Raw genomic sequence first — 20936 nt, 5'->3', positions numbered from 1 at the left:
AAGATATTAAAAAGGGCAACATTTTGTAATGTTGCTCTTTTTGTGTTTAAGTTTTTACTTAGGCTTAATTACAGATTTTATGCCAAGAATTAGGTAAATGCTTAAGGTACACAAGACAAAAAATGCTTTCAATTTGTCATAAGTAGTCATGAGATTATAGTCAACGTTAGAGTCGTTAACGTTTGATATTATGGCAATAATCAAAAACGCTGACAATAGAATGTATGGTAGTTTTATTTTCATAGTTTTCTGATTTTACAAAACAGTTAAGTCAACAACAAGCCCTTCATTTGCTCTTACGTTAAATACGGTATCATCTTCAAAAATGAGGTACTGTCCTTTGATACCAACTAATTTTCCAGTATACGTAACCTGTTTTTTTAAGTTTAAGCTTTTAGGTTTTTCAGGATAATGTTCCACAGGAAAGTTGAGGTGCGTCTCAGCGTTATTTTCTATAAAATAATCTTTAACGTCGTCAGGAATATAAGTTTTTAATCGTTGCCTCCATTCGGTTAAGTCTTCATCGACATTATCATTTCTCAGCATTTTACGCCAATTGGTTTTGTCTGCAACATGATCTTTTAAAGCGACCTCAGTAATGCCAGCCAAATAGCGATTTGGGACTTCAACAATCTCAATAGCTTCGTGAGCGCCTTGATCTATCCAACGTGTCGGAACCTGACTTTTTCTGGTAACACCAACCTTAACATTGCTAGAATTAGCAAGGTATACAATATGCGGTTGTAGCTGTACCTTTTTTTCATATTCTAAATCTCTGTCTTCTTTATCTAGATGCGCTGTACTAAGTTCTGGGCGCATTATCCAATCGCCAGCAACAGGCTTGTCAAAAAAACAACTCTTACAAAAGCCTTGTCTGTAAATAAGCTTGTTTAGTCCACAACTTAAACATTGATATCCAGTGTGCTTCATTTCAAGAGTTTTGTTGATGAGTTGATTCATGTGAATAAAATCATTCTCAAACACCAAATAGTATTGAATAGGTTCTAAAAACTCGGTCTGCATTTTAGTAAGGACACCTGTGTAAATCATAAAAGAAATTTATTATTTTTAGCCATTAAGCCTTTTTATAAAGTTTGTATAAAAAGCTTTAAGTTTATTTAAATGAAAAAAATCTCGCTTTGCGAGTAAAGATAACCAATCCATGCCAATTCCTATTGTAAATTCTATAGCTTCCTGGTTTTTAAAAAAGCGATTTCATCAGATAGATCTGTTTTTAAAATATCCTAATGAGGTACAAAACGAATTACTATTTAGTCTTTTAAAGTTTGCAAAAGATACCGAAATAGGGAAGCAGTATGATTTTGCTTCAATAAAGGCCTATAAAGAGTTTACTGAGCGTTTGCCTGTTGTGAGCTATGAAGATGTACAACCTTTAATTGAGCGCTCTAGACAAGGCGAACAGAATATTTTTTGGCCACGACCAATAAAATGGTTTGCAAAATCTAGTGGAACAACCAATTCTAAAAGCAAGTTTATTCCTGTAAGTACGGAATCTTTGGAAGACTGTCATTATGCAGCGAGTAAGGACTTGCTGTGCATGTATCTTAATAATAATGAAAACGCACAACTCTTTACAGGTAAAAGTCTTCGCTTAGGTGGAAGCAAGGAACTTTATAAGGAAAACGGAACTGTTTTTGGAGATTTAAGTGCTATATTAATAGATAATATGCCGTTTTGGGCAGAGTTTAGTAGTACGCCAAGTAGTAAGGTGTCTTTAATGAGTGAGTGGGAAACCAAAATGCAAGCCATTGTAGAAGAAACCATAGAGGAAAATGTTACAAGCTTAGCAGGTGTGCCGTCTTGGATGTTGGTATTATTGAATAGCGTATTAGATAAAACAGGAAAAGATAGTCTTTTTGATATTTGGCCCAACCTCGAAGTTTACTTTCATGGAGGAGTAAGTTTTAATCCTTACATAGAGCAGTATAGATCTATCTTACCAAAGAAGGATTTTAAATATTACGAAATTTATAATGCCTCAGAAGGGTTCTTTGCGATTCAAGATCAGAACTATTCAGGTGACCTACTATTGATGTTGGATTATGGCATTTTCTATGAGTTTATACCAATGGATACCTACGGTACTAAGGAGCAAAAAGTGATTCCGCTAAGTGACGTAGAATTAGGAAAAAATTATGCTGTTGTTATAACAACTAATGCAGGTCTCTGGCGTTATCAAATAGGCGATACGATACGATTTGTGAGCTTAAAGCCACACAGAATTAAAGTATCTGGTAGAACGAAGCATCATATCAACGCTTTTGGAGAAGAACTTATAATTGAAAATGCAGAAGATGCACTAAAAAAAGTTTGTAAAAGAACTGAAGCAGAAATTGTAGATTATACTGCAGCTCCAATTTTTATGAGTGGAAGGGAAAAAGGAGCACATGAGTGGATTATAGAGTTTAAAACACCGCCAAAAAACATGTCTTATTTTGAAGAGTTATTTGATAATGCTCTAAAAGCACTCAACTCTGATTATGAAGCTAAGCGCTATAATAATATGACTTTAAATAAGCCAACAATTCATTGTGCACGTACCAACTTGTTTTACGATTGGTTAAAGGAAAACGATAAGCTTGGAGGTCAGCATAAAGTACCTCGTTTATCAAATTCTAGAGATTATATAGAAGAGTTATTGCAATTAAATAAGCAGGTTTAATTATCGTGTTGTCGTTCATCGTTAAAATTATCATGTAATTTTCATACAACGAGTTTTAAAACGACTTTAACCAAAATCTTGACAAAAAGATTTTCACTTCGAATGATGACACTATATTAGCAGTAAATAAATGTGCTATTTATTTATACCCTAATTAATTTTACATATAACATATTGCCTGCAATATTTATTAATCAATCCCAACAATAAAAAAAACCACAATTTTAAAATTGTGGTTTCTTTTTTTATAGCTCTTTTTAGTGATTAAGACACAGCCTTTAACTTCTTCAAAGTAGATTTGTTTAATCTGTCTTCTGCGTAAGCCTTAGTTACATTTAGTTTTGTTTCGCCAGAGCCTGGTAAATCAAACATGGCTTCGGTTAATATTTCTTCGCATAGTGAACGTAAACCACGAGCACCAAGTTTGTATTCTATAGCTTTTTCTACGATATAGTCTAATGCTCCGTCTGTAATAGAAAATTCAACCTCATCCATAGCAAACAACTTTTTGTATTGTTTGATAATGGCATTTTTAGGTTCTGTTAATATTGCTCTTAATGTGTTAGCATCTAACGGATCCATGTGTGTTAATACAGGTAAACGACCAATAATTTCAGGAATTAATCCAAAGTCTTTTAAATCCTTTGGAATAATATATTGAAGGATGTTGTCGTCATCTACATTATCATCTTTTATGGAGCTATAACCAATGGCTTGCATGTTAAGACGCTTAGTAATTACACGCTCTATACCATCAAAAGCACCACCTGCAATAAATAAGATATGCTCAGTATTAACTTCTATAAACTTTTGGTCTGGATGCTTACGACCACCTTTTGGCGGAACATTAACAACGGTTCCTTCTAAAAGCTTTAAAAGTGCTTGCTGTACACCTTCACCAGATACATCTCTTGTTATTGATGGATTATCGCTTTTACGAGCAATCTTATCAATTTCATCTATAAAAACGATACCACGCTGTGCTTTCTCTAAATTGTAGTCTGCAGCTTGTAGTAAACGTGTTAATATGCTTTCTACATCTTCACCAACATAACCTGCTTCTGTTAATACAGTTGCGTCTACAATAGCTAAAGGAACATTAAGCATACGTGCAACGGTTTTGGCCATTAAGGTTTTTCCTGTACCTGTTTGACCAACCATAATAATGTTGCTCTTTTGTATTTCGATATCATCATCAGAAGGAGGTTGTAATAAACGCTTGTAGTGATTGTAAACCGCTACAGACATAACGCGCTTGGTAAATTCTTGTCCTATGATGTATTCGTCTAAAAAGGCTTTAATTTCTTTAGGTTTTCTAAGCATTAACTCAGCGCTTAGTTCTGAGCTGCCTGTTTGTTTAGACTCTTCTATAACAATGCCATGAGCTTGTTCTATACATCGGTCACAGATGTGAGCATCTAATCCTGCAATTAATAAATTAGTTTCTGGCTTTTTCCTACCACAGAATGAACATTCTAATTCTTCTTTTGCCATAATCTTTATTCTTCTTGTTTAGGGGAGTTTTTAGTCGTAAGATATTTAGATTACTTGCGTTCTAAAACTTCATCAATCATTCCGTACTCTAAAGCTTCACTAGATTTCATCCAGTAATCTCTGTCAGAGTCTTTTTCCACTTGTTCGTAAGATTTACCTGAGTGGCTAGATATAATATTATAGAGTTCTTCTTTTACTTTTATTGTTTCGCGTACAGCTATTTCCATGTCAGATACTTGTCCTTGTGTACCACTCATTGGTTGGTGTATCATAACACGAGAGTGCTTTAATGCAGAACGTTTTCCTTTTTCTCCAGCACATAATAACACGGCTGCCATAGAAGCTGCAATACCAGTACATATTGTTGCTACATCTGGTTTTACAAATTGCATGGTGTCGTAAATGCCTAAACCAGCATATACAGATCCGCCTGGTGAGTTAATATATATTTGAATATCTTTTGAAGCATCTGTGCTTTGTAAGAATAATAACTGAGCCTGGATAATGTTAGCAACCTGATCGTTAACTCCTGTGCCTAAAAATATAATACGATCCATCATTAAACGAGAGAAAACGTCCATAGCAATGGCGTTTAATTGGCGCTCTTCAATAATGTTTGGAGTTAGATTAGTTGGGTACATACTAGAAATAATCTTATCGTAGTAGTTACTATTAATTCCTTGGTCTTTTATAGCGAACTTTTCAAATTCTTTTCCGTAATTCATTTAATTTCAATTTGTTTTTCGATTAAAAAAAAAGCGTAAAACTTTTCAGTTCTACGCCTTAAAGATACTAATTTTATTAATTAAACTTAGCTGTAGAATTCTTTTACAAAATCATCGTAAGTGATTTCTTTTGTTTTGATATTAGCTTCAGTCTTATATAAGTTTAATAATTTTTGGCTCATTAGCTGCTCAGACAGACGTTTTACCTCGTCTTGGTTAGACATTATACGAGCTGCTATATCTTCTAATTCTTTTTCTGAAGGGTTTAATTGACCAAATTGTGCCATCTGACCTTTAATCATTTCCATAGCATAAGCTTTCAATTCTTCAAATTGAACTTGTAAGTTGTGGTCTGTGATTAATTTTCCTTCTATAAGTTGGTAGCGCATGCTTTTTTCAGACTTTTCATACTCTTCTTTAGCTTGCTCTTCTGTCATTGGTTCTTCACCTGCTGTTTGCATCCATTTTTGAAGGAATTCTACAGGAAGGTCAAACGATGTGCTTTCTAGTAAGTACTCAGTAACATCGTTTAATAATTTTTGGTCACCTTGTTGTGCAAATTGCTTTTCAGAATCTTCCTTAATCTTGTCTTTTAACTCAGTTACAGAAGTTACTGCTTTAGGGCCAAAAAGCTTATCAAATAATTCTTGGTCTAAGTCTGCAAGCTCTCTTTCGTTTATCTCAGAAACTTCAAAGTTTACTTTAACGTCTAGTCCGTGAGCATCATCGTGAGATACTTTTAAGAACGTCATTAAATCGTGGTCGTCGTTAAAAAGACCTTTGGTTTTTAATTTAATAACATCACCAACTTTAGCTCCGATAAACTTCTTAGGGTTTGTTTTTCCTTTTAATTTATCTAAAGTAATAGTTGCAACGTTCTCAATACCTTCTTCTTCGTTAGAGAATTTTCCAGTGATTTCAGAATCTTTAGTTACTTCGGTTTGAGATACTAACTTACCATATTGTTTTTGGATGTGCTCAACTTGGTTGTCAATCATTTTGTCATCTGCAACAATGTTGTAGTGAGTTATAGCTTTTTTGCCTTTTAACTTTACGTCAAATTCTGGTGCTAAACCTAATTCAAACTCAAAAGAAAAAGCATCAGCATCCCAGTCTAGATCGTCTTGTGGTTTTGGTAATGGGTTACCTAAAACGTCTAATTTTTCTTCAACTAAATACTTTCCTATAGCATCTTGAAGTAATTTGTTTACCTCATCAACTAATACAGCTTTACCGTATTGTTTTTTAACCAAGCTCATAGGAACGTGGCCTTTTCTAAATCCAGGAATGTTAGCAGACTTACGGTAATCTGATAAGATTTTCTCAACTTTATCGCTATAATCTTCTTTTGCGATATCTACTTTTACAACTGCATTTAATGCGTCGATGTTTTCTCTTGTAATATTCATTATGCTTAGTAACTAAAATTGGGCTGCAAAAATACAACATTTTTCACAACCCTACAATAGTTTAAACAATTGGTTTTTAGTCGTTTTTTGGCTCTTTAAAAATGGTGTGTAAGATGGATTGCAGAATGGATAATAGAATACTGAAAATTAAGGCAGTCCAAAATCCATTAACGCCAAATCCATCAATTAATTTGTCTGCTAAAAGAATAATCAGAGCATTAATAACCAAAAGGAATAGTCCTAAGGTTAAAATGGTAACAGGTAATGTGAAAATTATTAAAATTGGCTTTACAAAGAGATTAAGAATAGCCAAAACCAATGCTACGATAATGGCACCTACATAGCCATTTACTTCAACACCTCCTAAAAGATGAGCTATTATGAAAACTGCTAGAGCATTGATTAAAAGTCTTATTAAAAGATTCATACAATTAAGTTTTTTTAGTTCACTTAATATAAGAAATTAATCACAGCTTCATAAAAATCTTCTGGATTTTCTGCATGCAACCAATGACCTGCATTTTTAATGGTAACAATTTCTGAATTTGGAAAATGACGATGAATTATGGCTTCATCTTGCTCGCCAATATATTCAGATTTATCTCCTCGAAGAAATAATGTGTCTTTATTGAAAGTAGCATGTATTGGAAATGCTTCTCCTACTTCAGAAACATTATTTTTTAAAACGGGTAAGTTAATTCTAAGCCCTAATTGCCCTTTTTCTACCCAATACAAATTCTTAAGTAAGAACATACGAGTACCTGCGTCTTTTACATAGTTGCTTAATGCTTTGTCTGCTTCTCCTCGGGTTTTTATTTCAGAAAAGTCTAGTTTACTTAAGCCTTCTAAAATGGCGTCGTGATGTACTGGGTAGTAACGAGGAGATATGTCGGCAACGATAAGTTTGCTTACCAACTCAGGAAATAAAGCGGCAAAAAGCATGGCTGTTTTTCCGCCCATAGAGTGGCCAAGTAAAACAATATCGTTGAGGTTATGCTCCTTGCAATACGCTTTTAAATCTTCAGCCATTAACTCATAGTCAAAGTCTTCTGAGTGAAAACTACGACCATGATTGCGTTGGTCTACCAAATACACTTGGTAGTTAGATTCTGAAAATTGTTTGGCTAGGGTTTTCCAGTTATCTCCCATGCCTAAAAAACCATGAAGAATTACAAACGGTTTCCCTTCGCCTATAATATTAGAGTGTAAAATCATTTTAGTTTGTCTAAATACATTTTAATAACATTTTTTGCACCCAGATACAAACTTTCAGATATAAGAGCATGACCAATAGAAACTTCTAAAAGGCCAGTGATATTTTCTTTAAAATATTTGATATTATCTAGTGAAAGGTCATGGCCAGCATTAATGCCAAGACCTAATGTATTGGCTAAGCCAGCGCATTCCATGTAAGGTTTTATACCATCTTTGTTGCCTAAACTAAACTGGTGAGCGTAAGCTTCGGTGTAGAGTTCAATTCTGTCTGTTCCTGTTTCTTTAGCGCCTTCAATTTGATGTAAATCTGGATCTACAAAAATTGAAGTTCTGATGCCATTGTTTTTAAACTCTTTAATAACATCAATTAAAAAATCTTTGTGTTTTACGGTATCCCAACCTGCATTAGATGTTATGGCATCTTCTGCGTCTGGTACCAAAGTTACTTGTGTTGGTTTTACTTCTAAAACCATGTCGATAAACTTAGGTATTGGGTTACCTTCAATATTAAATTCTGTAGTAACTTCAGATTTTAAATCGAAAACATCTTGATAACGAATGTGTCTTTCATCTGGTCTTGGATGAACAGTTATGCCTTCTGCACCAAAGCGTTGAGCATCTTTTGCAAATTGCACTACATTTGGTGCATCTCCACCACGACTATTTCTTAGTGTTGCAATCTTGTTAATGTTAACACTTAATTTTGTCATTTGTTTAAGTTTTAAACAACAAAAATACAGAACTCATCTTGGGTTTTTGTAGTTATTTTTGATTAATTTGCAAGATATTCAAACTACAAATATGCAGTTACAAGATTTTGTTATAAACGATATAAAGCCATTAAAAATCACAGATAAAATAGGTGATTTGCAAATGCTTTTTAATCAGTTAACTTATTCTCATATACCTATTCAGAATGAAAGTGTGTATGTCGGCTGCATTTCTGAGAATGATGCACATTGTTTTGAGAGCGATAAGCCCATAAGCGATTGTAGTCATACTATCGAAGGTTTTTTTGTGAGGCCAACAACCAATTGGCTTGATGTGTTAGAGGCCTTTGCGCAGAACGACTCTAATATTATGCCAGTTTTAGATCAAAAAAATACATACATTGGGTATTATGAACTTAATGATATAATTCATTTATTTAACGAAACTCCATTCTTTGCTGAGCCAGGTGGTATTCTTGTTGTAGAAAAAGGAATTCATGACTACTCTTTTAGCGAAATAAGCCAGATTGTAGAATCTAATGATGCTAAGTTATTAGGTGCATTTGTGTCTAAAATGGGTTCAGATTTGGTTCAAATTACGTTGAAGATTGGTAATACAAGCCTTAATGAGGTAATTCAGACATTTAGACGTTACAGTTATAATATTGTATCTGGTCATGAAGAAGATTCTTATATAGAAAGTCTAAAAGAGCGTTCGCAGTATTTAGACAAATACCTTAATATGTAATGATGAAAATTGCGGTTTACGGTCAGAATTACGCTAAAGATTCTACACAAAAAGCTTTTGAAATCCTCCTAGATGTTTTGCTAGATAATAAGGTCGGTGTTTATGTTGAGTCAGATTTTTTAAAGCAGCAGAGCGTTGAAATGCAGCAAAGTTCTGCTATTAGAAAGTTTAGTGAGCTTGATAATAGTTTTGATTTATTGATAAGTATAGGAGGTGATGGAACAATATTAAGGGCTATTACTTATGTGAGAGATTTGGGCATTCCTATAGTTGGTATTAATACTGGGAGATTAGGTTTTTTGGCTACAATACGAACCGATGAAATAGAGTCTGCACTTACCGAAATTTTTAATGGTAAATACAAAATATCTGAGCGTACATTGCTCAGTGTTAGTACAAAGCCAGATAGCAATGTTATTGGTGAGACCAACTTTGCGCTCAATGAAATTGCCTTAAGTAGAAAGAATACAACTTCTATGATTACCGTAGAAACTCATCTGGATGGTGAGTACCTAACATCGTATTGGGCAGACGGACTTATATTATCTACACCAACGGGTTCTACAGGGTATTCTTTAAGTTGCGGAGGTCCTGTAATTACACCAGAGACTAATAATTTTGCCTTAACTCCAATAGCGCCACATAATTTAAGTGCTCGTCCTTTAATAATACCAGATAAAACAATGGTAACTTTTAAGGTTGATGGTAGAGAAGATCAGTTTTTAATGTCTTTAGATTCTAGAATTGTAACATTACCTAACACAACAATCGTAACAATACAAAGAGCAAGTTTTGTAATAAAGATGGTTGAGCGATTAGAAGAAACCTTTTTAGATACGCTTAGAAAAAAGCTACTTTGGGGGGAAGATCGACGTAATTAAGCCTCGTTTATATACAATAAAAGCTTGTAAATGCTGTTTATCTCTAAGACAATTTGTGTCAAATTGTAATAGGCTAATCATAATTATTATATTTGCAAACTTTGAAAAATTTATGAGGTATTTATTCCTAATTTTTACAAGTGTATTTTTTATGCAAAACACTAATGCTCAAATTTATGAGATTGGTGTGTTTGCTGGTGGAAGTAATTTTATTGGAGACGTAGGTGCTACAAATTACATATCACCAAATCAGCTTGCTGTTGGCGGCATTTTTAAGTGGAATAGAAGTCCAAGACATTCATATAGATTGTCTGTAATTTTTTCAGATTTAGAAGGTGTTGATGGAAAATCAGATGATCCGAGAAGAATACAAAGAGGCTATAAGTTTAATACAAGCATTTTAGAAATATCTGCCGGAATGGAATTTACGTTTTGGGATTTCGATTTGCATACAAGTGGAGTAAAAGGAACACCATATTTATATACAGGTATATCTGTGGCTAATCACGATAATTATTATTTCACCCAAAATGGTCAGTATACTTCAGAAGATACAAGCAGTTGGGCTTATGGTATACCTATGGTCTTAGGTTATAAAACTAACATAAGCAATCACCTAGTGTTAGCAGGTGAGATTGGAGTAAGATATACATTTTCTGATGAGCTAGACGGAAGTGTGCCAGATAATGAATTTAGAGAACAATTTAGTTTTGGTAACACAAATAGTAATGATTGGTATGTATTTTCAGGAATTACCTTAACTTACACCTTTGGTAGAAGACCATGCTATTGTAATTTTTAAGATGAGTCTAAAAGAAAAAGTAAATAAACAGAAACTTCCTAACCATGTAGCTATAATCATGGATGGTAATGGTCGTTGGGCTAAACAACAAGGGTTAATACGTGTTATAGGTCACGAAAATGGCACTAAAGCTGTTAGGCAAACTGTTGAAGCAAGTGCAGAATTGGGTATAAAAAACTTAACCCTTTATGCTTTTTCTACAGAGAACTGGAATAGACCAAAGCTAGAAGTGCAAACACTTATGAAGCTTTTGGTAAAATCACTCAAGAAAGAAATAAAGACCTTACAAGACAATAACATTAGATTACTAGCAATAGGTTGTCTTAATGATTTGCCAAAAAAAGCACATCAGGAGTTGCTAGATGTTATAGAAAAGACAAAAAACAATACGAATATGACATTAACTTTGGCGTTAAGCTATGGTTCTCGTGAAGAAATTGTTAATGTTATTAAAGAATTGTCAGTTAAAGTTAAAAATAATATAATTTCTTCAGAAAGTATTGATGAATCAATTATAAATAAGCATCTTTACACGCAAAATTTACCAGACGTAGACTTGTTAATTCGCACTAGTGGTGAGCAACGAATTAGTAATTTTTTACTCTGGCAAATTGCCTATGCTGAATTATATTTTACGGATATTTTATGGCCAGATTTCAACAAGGAACATTTGTATGAAGCGCTTATAAATTATCAAAATAGAGAACGAAGATTTGGAAAAACAAGCGAACAACTTACCTCATAAAAAAGTATCAATGTCCCTTGCTAAATTAATTGGTGTCGTATTATTTTTTACAATACCTTTTTTAGGTAATGCACAAGCTCAAGATGGTGCTAAGTATTTAATCAAAGAAATTACCGTTACAGGAAATACTAATTTTAGTCCACAAACTATTATAGCTTATTCTAAGCTTAGAAAGGATGAAGAAATCCAAGTAGGTGGAGAAAAAATTGCAAACGCAGTAAAGACTTTGTGGAAGTCTAACTTGTTTAGCAGTATAGATATTTTTGTTACTGATATAGATGGAAGTAATGCTAACTTAGAAATCCATCTTATGGATTTGCCTGAGTTAAAAGACTTAACTATAGAAGGTGTTAAGAAAGGTAAAAAAGACGAAATTATAACTGAAAACAAGTTGCAGTCTGGTGTAAAAGTTACTGAAAACCTTATAGCAACAACAAGAAGTTACCTTACTAACAAATACAAAAAGAAAGGTTTTTTAAACGCTAAAGTTAACATCCGAACCTCAGAGGTTATAGACTCTGTAGAGAAGGAGCGTGTTAACATGAAGATTAAGATAGATAAAGGGCAAAAAGTAAAAATTAAGAAGATAAACTTCATAGGAAACGAAAAGCTTTCAGGAAAGAAACTTCGTAAGGCTATGAAGAATACAAAGAAAAAGAGCCTTAGTCCATTAAGAATTTTTAAGCGTTCAAAATACATAGAAGAAGATTTTAGAGAAGATTTAGTAAGTATAGTTGATCGTTACAAAGAAAAAGGATATAGAGATGCAAGAATTGTATCAGACTCTATCATCTACAATAATGAGAAAACAATCAGTCTAAATATTGAAGTAGAAGAAGGTGAAAAGTACACCTTTGGTAAGATAGACTTTGTTGGTAATACAGTATATACTGATAGACAGTTATCAGCATTATTAGGTATAAAAGAGGGTGACACTTACAATGGAGTAGAGTTAAGAGATCGTATAGACGATCCTAACGATCCAGATGCAATTAGTTTGGTAAATGCATATCAAAATAGCGGTTACATGTTCTCTACAATCAATCCGGTTGAGGTAAGTGCAGAGGGTAATGTTATTGATATGGAGATTCGTATTTCTGAAGGTAAACCTGCTTATTTCAATAACGTTACAGTTAAAGGAAATGATGTTACCAATGATCATGTAATATACAGAGAGATTAGAACGCGTCCAGGTGAGTTATACAGCAAATCTCAAATTATTAGAACATTAAGAGAGCTTGGGCAATTAGGTTTCTTTGATGCGCAACAGTTGGTGCCTAACATTAAAAATCCTAATCCTGTAGATGGTACATTAGATATTGAGTACGAAGTTGCAGAGCAAGGGTCTAGTCAAATACAACTACAAGGTGGTTATGGTGGAGGTGGTTTCATCGGTACTCTAGGGTTGTCGTTTAACAACTTTGCTATTAAAGATATTTTTAAGAAGGATGCGTACAAGCCAGTGCCAAGAGGAGATGGGCAGAGTCTGGCATTAAGATTACAGGCGAGTCAATTCTTTCAAACTTATAGTTTTTCATTTAGTGAGCCTTGGTTAGGTGGTAAAAAGCCATTTCAGTTATCAAGTTCATTATCTTATTCCAGACAGTTTTTATATAACTCAGCAACACGTAGAGCAGATAAAAGCAGAAGATTTAATATTCTTGGTCTTACTTTAGGTATTTCTACTAGATTGTCAGAACCAGATGATTATTTCTTATTGTCGCAGGCAATAAGCTATCAAAAATACGACTTAAATAATTATAACACAGGACTATTTACTTTCGGTGATGGTACATCAAATAACTTGTCTTATACTATTGGTTTAAGTAGAAATAATTTATACACAGATCCAATTTTCCCAACAGGAGGATCTAGTTTTACGGCTTCTGCTAAGTTTTCTTTCCCATATTCTTTAGTAAATGGAGTGGATTATAAGGCGCTTAAAGATGAGAGAGATGCTTTAGATTCATCAGATGAAGATGACTATGCACGTATAGGTGAAATTGACCAAGAGCGTTTTAAGTGGTTAGAGTTCTATAAAATAAAGTTTAGAGCTGATTGGTATACAGCCTTAACAAAAAAGTTGGTTCTTAGACCTAGTGTAGAATTTGGTTTCTTAGGTGCGTATAATAACGATAGAGGAGTTATTCCTTTTGAGCGTTTCTTTGTTGGAGGAGATGGTTTAGGAAATTTTGCATTAGACGGAAGAGAGATTATTCAGTTACGTGGTTATCCTAATCAATCCCTATCTACAACAGATGGTGGTTCTATATACAACAAATTCTCTTTAGAACTTCGTCATGCTATAACACTTGGTGCTCAGGCTAAGATATACGCGTTAGGGTTCTTAGAAGGCGGTCAGTCTATCAACAGTTTTAGAGATTTTAATCCTTTTAATGTTAGAAGGTCAGCAGGTTTTGGTTTAAGAATCTTTATGCCAGCCTTTGGTTTATTAGGTATAGATTTTGGTCACGCTTTCGACGATTTACCAGATGGAACATCACCAAGAAAATGGGAAACTCACTTCATTATTGGTCAGCAATTTTAACTTTGGCACGATATTTTCTAATTGCTAATTAAGTATTTCACCATGGTGTTAAAATTTTTAAGGATATATTTCGTTAAATTTGAAGATTAGTAACACTAAAAACTGACGAAAAGATTGGCAAACAATTTAATATGTCTCAAAACAAAAACAATCATGATGAAATTTAAAGTTCTTTTTTTACTGGCAGTTATAAGTCTTATGAGCTTTAATGCTAATGCACAACGTGGTGTTAGAATAGGATATATAGATACAGAATATATTTTACAAAATGTACCGGAATATCAGGAAGCTTCAACGCAACTAGATAAAAAAGTGCTTCAATGGAAAACTGAGATTGAGAAAAAGCTTAGCGTTATAGAGCAAAAGAAGAAAGAGTTAGAAAGTGAAAGTGTACTTCTTACAAAAGAATTGTACGAAGAACGCATGGAAGATATCTCTTTTGAAGAGGCAGAAATCTTAGATTACCAGCAAAAGCGTTTTGGTCCAGATGGAGATTTAATGATTCAAAAACGTCAGTTGATAGAGCCAATACAAGATCAGATATTTGCAGCTGTTCAACAAATAGCAGAGACTAAAAAGTTCGATTTTGTTTTTGATAAATCTGCAGATGTAGTTATGCTTTATTCCGCAGAGCGTTATGATATTAGTGAGCAGGTTTTAAGAACAATTACAAGAACCTCTAAGCGTAGTCAGGCAAAAAATAAAAAAGAGCGCCAAGAGTTAGAAGATGAAGAGGTAGTGCCAGTTGTTAGTGAAGAAAAAGACGAAAGACAGAAAGCATTAGAGGAACGAAAAGCGGAAAGAGAGGCTCAGTTAGCAGCAAAACGTGCAGAACGCGAAAAGGCTTTAGAAGCTAGAAGAGCAACACAAGATTCTATAAGAGAAGCTAAAAAACGTGAAGCTGATGCTCGCAGACAAAAAGTATTAGATGCTAGAAATAAAACTGAGGATGATGTTAAATCTACAGTAAAGGATAGTACAACACAGGCAAAAAAATCACTCAAAGGAGATTCTGCAGTAAAAAAAGAAAATACTGTAGCTAAGAAAGATTCTGTAAGCACAAAGAAGCAACCTACGGCTGCTGAAATTAAAGCAAACGACAGAGAGCGAAGAAGAAAAGCTTTAGAAGAAAGAAAACAGAAAATATTAGAACAACGAAAAAAAGCGCGCGAAGAGCGAGAAGAGCAACTTAGAAAAAGAGATTCAATAGCTAAGGCTAAGAAAGAAGAAGGAGAAGATAATTAATAATTATAACACACAAACACAATTTAGAAAAATGAAACATTTTAAATCATTATTATTTGCAGCAGTACTTTTTATTGGAGCAACTACTTTTACGTCAGCTCAAAGTAAAGTTGCACATATTGATACCCAAAAGTTAATTGAGGCTATGCCAGATTATATCTCAGCTCAAGCAGAGATAGATAAGCTTAAAGCGACATATCAAGCAGAGCTTCAAGATCAGTTGACAGAGCTTAATAATAAAATAAAGCAATATGAATCTGAAGCAGGATCTCAAACTGCAGAAGAAAACTTAAGACGTAAGCAAGAGGTTACTAAAATTGATCAGTCGATAACGTTATACCAGCAGAATCAGTATCAAGATATGCAAAAGAAAAATGAAGCTTTAATGAAGCCGATAATTGCGGACGCTAAAAAAGCAATTCAAGAAGTGGCAAAAGCTCAAGGATATGAGTATGTTTTAGATTCTGCAATGTTACTTGTTTCAGATGGTAAAGACCTTATGGCAGATGTAAAAGCTCACTTAAAAATATAAGTAAGTTTTAAATAAAATCTTTTTGAAAGTCGCTTTTTAATAAAGCGACTTTTTATTTTTGTAAGTATGAGTAATTATCCAATTGGTATTTTCGATTCTGGTGTTGGCGGTACTTCCATTTTTAAGGAAATACATGCCTTGCTTCCTAATGAAAATATAATCTACTTAGCAGATAGTAGAAATGCGCCATATGGTAATAAGACTCAAGAAGAGATTAAGAATCTTTCCATAAAGAATACAGAATATTTACTAAACAAAGGTTGCAAAATTATTGTGGTTGCATGTAATACAGCGACAACAAATGCAATCACCTATTTAAGGGAATCGTATGAGATGCCTTTTATTGGGATAGAACCAGCAATTAAACCTGCAGCTTTAAACACAAAGACCAATGCGGTTGGGATTTTAGCCACAAAAGGAACACTTAGTAGTCAGCTTTTTCATAAAACCTCAGATTTATATGCTAATGGCATAAAAGTGGTAGAGCAGATAGGGGAAGGCATTGTACCTTTAATAGAATCTGGCAAATTGAATTCAGATGAAATGAAAGATTTGCTACAGCTCTATTTAGAGCCTATGCTTAAGGCTAATATAGACTACCTGGTTTTAGGTTGTACGCATTATCCTTACTTAATACCAATGTTAGAAACGATGCTTCCAGAGGGCGTAAAAATCATAGATTCAGGATTGGCAGTCGCCAAACAAACTAAGGCTGTTTTGCAATCTCAAGATTTATTGAATTTAAATGAAGCAACACCTTCAGTAAAACTACATTCTAACAGTAACGTTGAGGTCTTAAATACTTTAGTAGGTGGCAATTTTGAAACCACATTTTTAGATTTTTAAGACTTATTCTTTAAACCAACCAGAATATTTTACATAGTTGTTGGCGATACGGTCAATCTCTCCAGAGATTAATTCCTCACTAATATCCTTTACTTTTTTAGCTGGTACACCAGCGTATATACTGCCAGATTCTACAATTGTGTTTTTGGTTACTACAGCACCAGCAGCAATAATGCTATTGCTTTCAATAACGCAATCATCCATCACAATGCTTCCCATACCAATAAGTACGTTGTCGTGTATTGTGCATCCGTGAACAATAGCGTTATGACCAATAGAAACGTTATTGCCAATAGTAGTTGGTGATTTTTGATAGGTAGCATGGATTACAGCACCATCTTGTATGTTCACCTTATTTCCCATCTTTATATAATGCACATCGCCTCTAACAACAGCATTAAACCAAATACTACATTGGCTTCCCATAGTAACTTCGCCTACAATAGTGGCATTGTCGGCAACAAAACAATCTTCAGATATATGAGGGTGTATATTTCTAACGGGTTTAATAATTGGCATAATTATAATTTTTTGAATGAGTAATTTTAAATCTTCTTCAATTTGCTAAAAACATCCCATATTACTACACCAGTACTTACGGAAATATTTAAAGAGTGTTTGGTCCCAAATTGTGGTATTTCTATAACTTCATCACTAGCGGTTACGATATCTTGCGCTACACCTTTAACTTCATTGCCAAATACAAAAGCATGTTTAGTATTAGGTCGAGGTTGAAATGTATCTAACATCGTTGCATGCTCAGCCTGTTCAATAGCACAAATTTTTACACCTTCGTTTTTTAAATTGGTAACAACATCTATTGTGTTTTCTGCATATTCCCAATCAACAGTTTCGGTACTTCCTAAAGCCGTTTTGCGAATATCGTTATGTGGAGGTTGAGCTGTAATGCCACAGAGGTAAATTTTTTCTATTAAAAAAGCATCACTCGTTCTAAAAACAGACCCGATATTATTCAAACTACGAATATTATCCAAAATGATAATTATAGGTGATTTTTTAGCTTCTTTAAATTCAGAAACATCGAGACGGTCTAATTCGCTATTTTTTAATTTGCGCATGTTGAAATGTTATGTGTTTTGTAAATAACTTATGTTCAAATGGCTTTATATAATAAGGCTATTTGGCTACATTAGCAATCTTACAATTACAAGTCCCGATGACAATCGGGATGAAGCAAAAATACACATTTCTCTTGGCTAAAAAGGCAAAAAAAGAAACACCATTAATGAAGCAGTACAATGCTATAAAAGCAAAGTATCCTGATGCATTATTGCTGTTTAGAGTTGGGGATTTTTATGAAACCTTTGGAAGTGATGCTGTAAAAGCATCCAAAATACTAGATATTATCTTAACCAAACGAGGTGCAGGTAGCGATAGCGAAACTGAATTGGCAGGTTTTCCACATCATTCATTAAATACATATTTACCAAAGTTGGTAAAAGCAGGTGAGCGTGTGGCAATTTGCGATCAACTTGAAGATCCTAAGCAAACCAAAACAATCGTTAAGCGAGGAGTTACAGAATTGGTAACACCTGGTGTGGCATTAAATGATGATATTTTACATTCTAAGTCTAACAACTTTCTGTGTGCTGTTCATTTTGATAAAACCTACATCGGAATTTCGTTTTTAGACATCTCAACAGGTGAATTTTTAACTTCTCAAGGAGATGCAGAATATATAGATAAGTTACTTCAGAATTTTAATCCTAGTGAAGTGCTTATTTCAAAAAAGTGCAGAAAGTCTTTCAGTGAAACGTTTGGAAATGATTTTCATACTTTTTATCTCGAAGACTGGGTGTTTCAAGCAGATTATGCCAACGAAACATTAACCAAGCATTTTAATACTAAAACCTTAAAAGGGTTTGGTGTAGAAGATTTGTATGAAGGTATTATTGCTTCAGGAGTTGTGCTTCACTATTTAAGTGAAACAAGGCATAACAAGTTAGAGCATATCGCAACCATTTCTAGGATTGCTACAGACGATTACGTTTGGATGGATAAATTCACCATTAGAAATTTAGAATTATACCATTCTACCAATGCCAATGCGGTAACCCTAATTAACGTTATTGACAAAACAATTTCGGCAATGGGAGGTCGTACCTTAAAGCGTTGGTTAGCCTTGCCTCTAAAACATGCCGAAAAAATAAAACAACGTCATGAGGTTGTTAAGTATTTACTGGAGCATGATGTTGCGCTTCAAAAAATGCAAGGACAAATAAAGCATATTGGAGATATAGAACGTCTTATTTCTAAAATTGCAACCACTAAGGTGAGTCCACGCGAAGTGATTCAGCTTAAAAATTCTTTAGAAGCAATTGTTCCGATAAAATCTATTTCTGAAAGTTGTGAAAATGAAGCCTTAAAAATTATTGGAAGTAGTCTTCATAATTGCGATTTGCTTCGCGAGAAAATAAAGCAAACGCTAAACGAAGAGGCTCCTGTTAATGTCTTAAAAGGCAATACTATTGCCGAAGGTTTTTCTGAAGAACTCGATGAACTCAGAGGCTTGTCAAAGTCAGGCAAGGATTACTTAGATAAAATGTTAGAGCGCGAAAGTGAGCGCACAGGCATTCCTTCATTGAAAATAGCATCAAATAACGTTTTTGGTTATTACATTGAAGTTAGAAATACGCACAAAGATAAAGTGCCGCAAGAATGGGTGCGTAAGCAAACATTGGTAAGTGCGGAGCGTTATATTACCGAAGAGCTAAAAGAATACGAAGCAAAAATACTAGGTGCCGAAGAACGCATTTTAGCTATAGAGCAACAGTTGTTTGCTGAGTTGGTAAGCTGGATGCATCAATTTATCATTCAGGTGCAGCAAAATGCGCAATTAGTTGGTCAGTTAGATTGCCTTTGTGGTTTTGCAAGTTTGGCAAAGAGTAATAACTATTCTTATCCTCAAATTGATGATAGTTTTGAACTAGATATAAAAGAAGGTCGTCATCCTGTTATAGAAAAACAATTACCATTAGGTGAAGCTTATATTGCTAATGATGTTTATCTCGATAGAGAATCGCAGCAGATTATAATGATTACAGGACCAAACATGTCTGGTAAATCGGCAATCTTAAGACAAACGGCATTAATTGTATTACTAGCCCAAATAGGAAGTTTTGTGCCAGCAGAACAGGCCAGAATTGGACTTGTAGATAAGATTTTTACACGTGTTGGTGCAAGCGATAATATTTCTATGGGAGAATCTACGTTTATGGTAGAAATGAATGAAACCGCTTCTATACTAAATAATATATCAGACCGAAGTTTGGTATTGTTAGATGAAATAGGACGCGGTACAAGTACCTATGATGGTATATCTATTGCATGGGCAATTAGCGAGTATCTGCATGAGCATCCTGCAAAACCAAAAACACTTTTTGCAACGCACTATCACGAGCTTAATGAAATGACAGAAACTTTTAATAGGATTAAAAACTTTAATGTAGCTGTTAAAGAATTAAAAGATAATGTGCTTTTTGTTAGAAAACTTGTTGAAGGAGGAAGTGAGCACAGCTTTGGTATTCATGTTGCTAAAATGGCTGGTATGCCACAACAAGTGATAAGACGAGCAAATAAAATTTTAACTAAACTTGAAAAATCTCATTCAAGTGAAGAGCTAACGGATAAGGTGAAATCTTTAAAGGACGATATGCAGTTAAGTTTCTTTAACTTGGATGATCCTCTTTTAGAGGAGATTAAAGATGAGATTTTACATACAGATATAGATACTTTAACACCAGTTGAGGCATTAATGAAGTTGAATGAAATAAAACGTATGTTGTTGAAAAAAAAGGAAGTGTAAAAAAAATTAATTTATTTTAAAAAAAGGCTTTGGTTTTATAAGATTTATTTTAAATTTGCATCCGCTTTTACAGCGAAATGTTCTTTAAAAAGACTACGCGAAAGTAGCTCAGGGGTAGAGCATCACCTTGCCAAGGTGAGGGTCGCGGGTTCAAATCCCGTCTTTCGCTCTATACAATATAAAAATTTAAGTTACAGTCCGTAACTTGATGCTGAAGTGGTGGAATTGGTAGACACGTTGGACTTAAAATCCAATGGCCATTATGGCCGTGCGGGTTCAAGTCCCGCCTTCAGTACAGATGAAAAGCCGAAACGAAAGTTTCGGCTTTTTTTGTTTTTATTTAACTACAATATTTTACCGGTATAAAAGCAATAAAAGAGATGATTTTTAAAGGGTTAAAAACATGTTTTTAGATTCTAATCCTAGTCGTAAAAAAATTAATGTAACCCAACGAATTAATAAAAACTCATATATTTTTTATTAATTTACCAACCAAACCAATACTATTTTAACAAATTCATAATCCG

At 34.0% G+C, this 20936-nt stretch carries 19 protein-coding genes and 2 tRNA genes; 12 read left to right on the top strand and 9 right to left on the bottom strand.

Annotated features, from left to right (window positions below):
• Window positions 1–255: 255 nt before the first annotated feature.
• Complete coding sequence (locus P7122_RS13205; protein WP_278006273.1) at window positions 256–1050, bottom strand: DUF2797 domain-containing protein; 795 nt, start codon at window positions 1048–1050, stop codon at window positions 256–258.
• 112 nt (window positions 1051–1162) lie between these two features.
• Here P7122_RS13205 and P7122_RS13200 point away from each other — a divergent pair, with 112 nt between their 5' ends.
• Window positions 1163–2683 carry a GH3 auxin-responsive promoter family protein gene (locus P7122_RS13200; protein ID WP_278006272.1) on the top strand — a complete coding sequence of 507 codons (1521 nt, stop codon included), beginning with the start codon at window positions 1163–1165 and terminating at the stop codon, window positions 2681–2683.
• Window positions 2684–2947: 264 nt separating this feature from the next.
• On the opposite strand, the gene clpX is transcribed toward P7122_RS13200, so the two are convergent.
• The 6 genes from clpX to P7122_RS13170 form a co-directional block, all read right to left on the bottom strand.
• Window positions 2948–4177: an ATP-dependent Clp protease ATP-binding subunit ClpX gene (gene clpX, locus P7122_RS13195; RefSeq protein ID WP_278006271.1), complete on the bottom strand. Its 1230-nt coding sequence runs from the start codon at window positions 4175–4177 to the stop codon at window positions 2948–2950.
• Window positions 4178–4227: 50 nt separating this feature from the next.
• Window positions 4228–4902 carry an ATP-dependent Clp endopeptidase proteolytic subunit ClpP gene (clpP, locus tag P7122_RS13190; protein ID WP_278006270.1) on the bottom strand — a complete coding sequence of 225 codons (675 nt, stop codon included), beginning with the start codon at window positions 4900–4902 and terminating at the stop codon, window positions 4228–4230.
• Between the two features lie 86 nt (window positions 4903–4988).
• Window positions 4989–6311 carry a trigger factor gene (gene tig, locus P7122_RS13185; RefSeq protein ID WP_278006269.1) on the bottom strand — a complete coding sequence of 441 codons (1323 nt, stop codon included), beginning with the start codon at window positions 6309–6311 and terminating at the stop codon, window positions 4989–4991.
• Between the two features lie 76 nt (window positions 6312–6387).
• Window positions 6388–6738 (bottom strand): phage holin family protein, encoded by a 351-nt coding sequence (locus P7122_RS13180; protein ID WP_278006268.1) that lies wholly within the window; start codon window positions 6736–6738, stop codon window positions 6388–6390.
• Window positions 6739–6761: 23 nt separating this feature from the next.
• Window positions 6762–7526 carry an alpha/beta fold hydrolase gene (locus tag P7122_RS13175; RefSeq protein ID WP_278006267.1) on the bottom strand — a complete coding sequence of 255 codons (765 nt, stop codon included), beginning with the start codon at window positions 7524–7526 and terminating at the stop codon, window positions 6762–6764.
• Entirely contained in the window at window positions 7523–8236 is a 714-nt protein-coding gene (locus tag P7122_RS13170) for a pyridoxine 5'-phosphate synthase (RefSeq protein WP_278006266.1), read from the bottom strand. The genes P7122_RS13175 and P7122_RS13170 overlap by 4 nt, the downstream gene beginning before the upstream one ends.
• Before the next feature lie 91 nt (window positions 8237–8327).
• Here P7122_RS13170 and P7122_RS13165 point away from each other — a divergent pair, with 91 nt between their 5' ends.
• From P7122_RS13165 to murI, 8 genes are all read left to right on the top strand, one after another.
• Window positions 8328–8984 carry a CBS domain-containing protein gene (locus P7122_RS13165; RefSeq protein WP_278006265.1) on the top strand — a complete coding sequence of 219 codons (657 nt, stop codon included), beginning with the start codon at window positions 8328–8330 and terminating at the stop codon, window positions 8982–8984.
• A 2-nt stretch (window positions 8985–8986) separates the two neighbouring features.
• The gene (locus P7122_RS13160; RefSeq protein WP_278006289.1) at window positions 8987–9865 is read left to right on the top strand and encodes an NAD kinase; all 879 of its coding nucleotides are present in this window, start codon (window positions 8987–8989) and stop codon (window positions 9863–9865) included.
• Window positions 9866–9977: 112 nt separating this feature from the next.
• Window positions 9978–10667, top strand: coding sequence for a type IX secretion system protein PorG (porG, locus tag P7122_RS13155; RefSeq protein ID WP_278006264.1), 690 nt, complete (start codon window positions 9978–9980; stop codon window positions 10665–10667).
• 1 nt (window position 10668) lies between these two features.
• A complete protein-coding gene (gene uppS / locus P7122_RS13150) occupies window positions 10669–11412 on the top strand; it encodes an undecaprenyl pyrophosphate synthase (RefSeq protein ID WP_278006288.1) in 744 nt (247 codons plus the stop codon).
• A gap of 10 nt (window positions 11413–11422) precedes the next feature.
• The gene (gene bamA / locus P7122_RS13145; protein WP_278006263.1) at window positions 11423–13960 is read left to right on the top strand and encodes an outer membrane protein assembly factor BamA; all 2538 of its coding nucleotides are present in this window, start codon (window positions 11423–11425) and stop codon (window positions 13958–13960) included.
• Between the two features lie 153 nt (window positions 13961–14113).
• The gene (locus tag P7122_RS13140; protein ID WP_347402821.1) at window positions 14114–15205 is read left to right on the top strand and encodes an OmpH/Skp family outer membrane protein; all 1092 of its coding nucleotides are present in this window, start codon (window positions 14114–14116) and stop codon (window positions 15203–15205) included.
• Between the two features lie 31 nt (window positions 15206–15236).
• Window positions 15237–15737, top strand: coding sequence for an OmpH/Skp family outer membrane protein (locus P7122_RS13135; protein WP_278006262.1), 501 nt, complete (start codon window positions 15237–15239; stop codon window positions 15735–15737).
• Between the two features lie 66 nt (window positions 15738–15803).
• On the top strand, window positions 15804–16583 hold the full coding sequence (gene murI / locus P7122_RS13130; protein WP_278006261.1) for a glutamate racemase: 780 nt from the start codon (window positions 15804–15806) through the stop codon (window positions 16581–16583).
• Between the two features lie 3 nt (window positions 16584–16586).
• Here the strand turns inward: murI and P7122_RS13125 are convergent, their stop codons facing one another.
• Together P7122_RS13125 and P7122_RS13120 are read right to left on the bottom strand one after the other, a co-directional pair.
• The gene (locus tag P7122_RS13125) at window positions 16587–17102 is read right to left on the bottom strand and encodes a gamma carbonic anhydrase family protein (RefSeq protein WP_278006260.1); all 516 of its coding nucleotides are present in this window, start codon (window positions 17100–17102) and stop codon (window positions 16587–16589) included.
• 26 nt (window positions 17103–17128) lie between these two features.
• A complete protein-coding gene (locus tag P7122_RS13120) occupies window positions 17129–17662 on the bottom strand; it encodes an RNA methyltransferase (protein ID WP_278006259.1) in 534 nt (177 codons plus the stop codon).
• A 134-nt stretch (window positions 17663–17796) separates the two neighbouring features.
• On the opposite strand from P7122_RS13120, the gene mutS reads away from it, so the two are divergent.
• The 3 genes from mutS (at window position 17797) to P7122_RS13105 (ending at window position 20704) form a co-directional block, all read left to right on the top strand.
• Entirely contained in the window at window positions 17797–20409 is a 2613-nt protein-coding gene (gene mutS / locus P7122_RS13115) for a DNA mismatch repair protein MutS (RefSeq protein ID WP_278006286.1), read from the top strand.
• Between the two features lie 97 nt (window positions 20410–20506).
• Window positions 20507–20578 (top strand) — tRNA-Gly (locus P7122_RS13110).
• Window positions 20579–20619: 41 nt separating this feature from the next.
• Window positions 20620–20704 (top strand) — tRNA-Leu (locus P7122_RS13105).
• Window positions 20705–20936 lie beyond the last annotated feature (232 nt).

The organism is Winogradskyella marincola, from assembly GCF_029624125.1.
Taxonomy (GTDB): Bacteria; Bacteroidota; Bacteroidia; order Flavobacteriales; family Flavobacteriaceae; genus Winogradskyella; species Winogradskyella marincola.
Note: the sequence above shows the minus strand (reverse complement) of the source record. Positions and strands in the feature narration are given on the sequence as shown.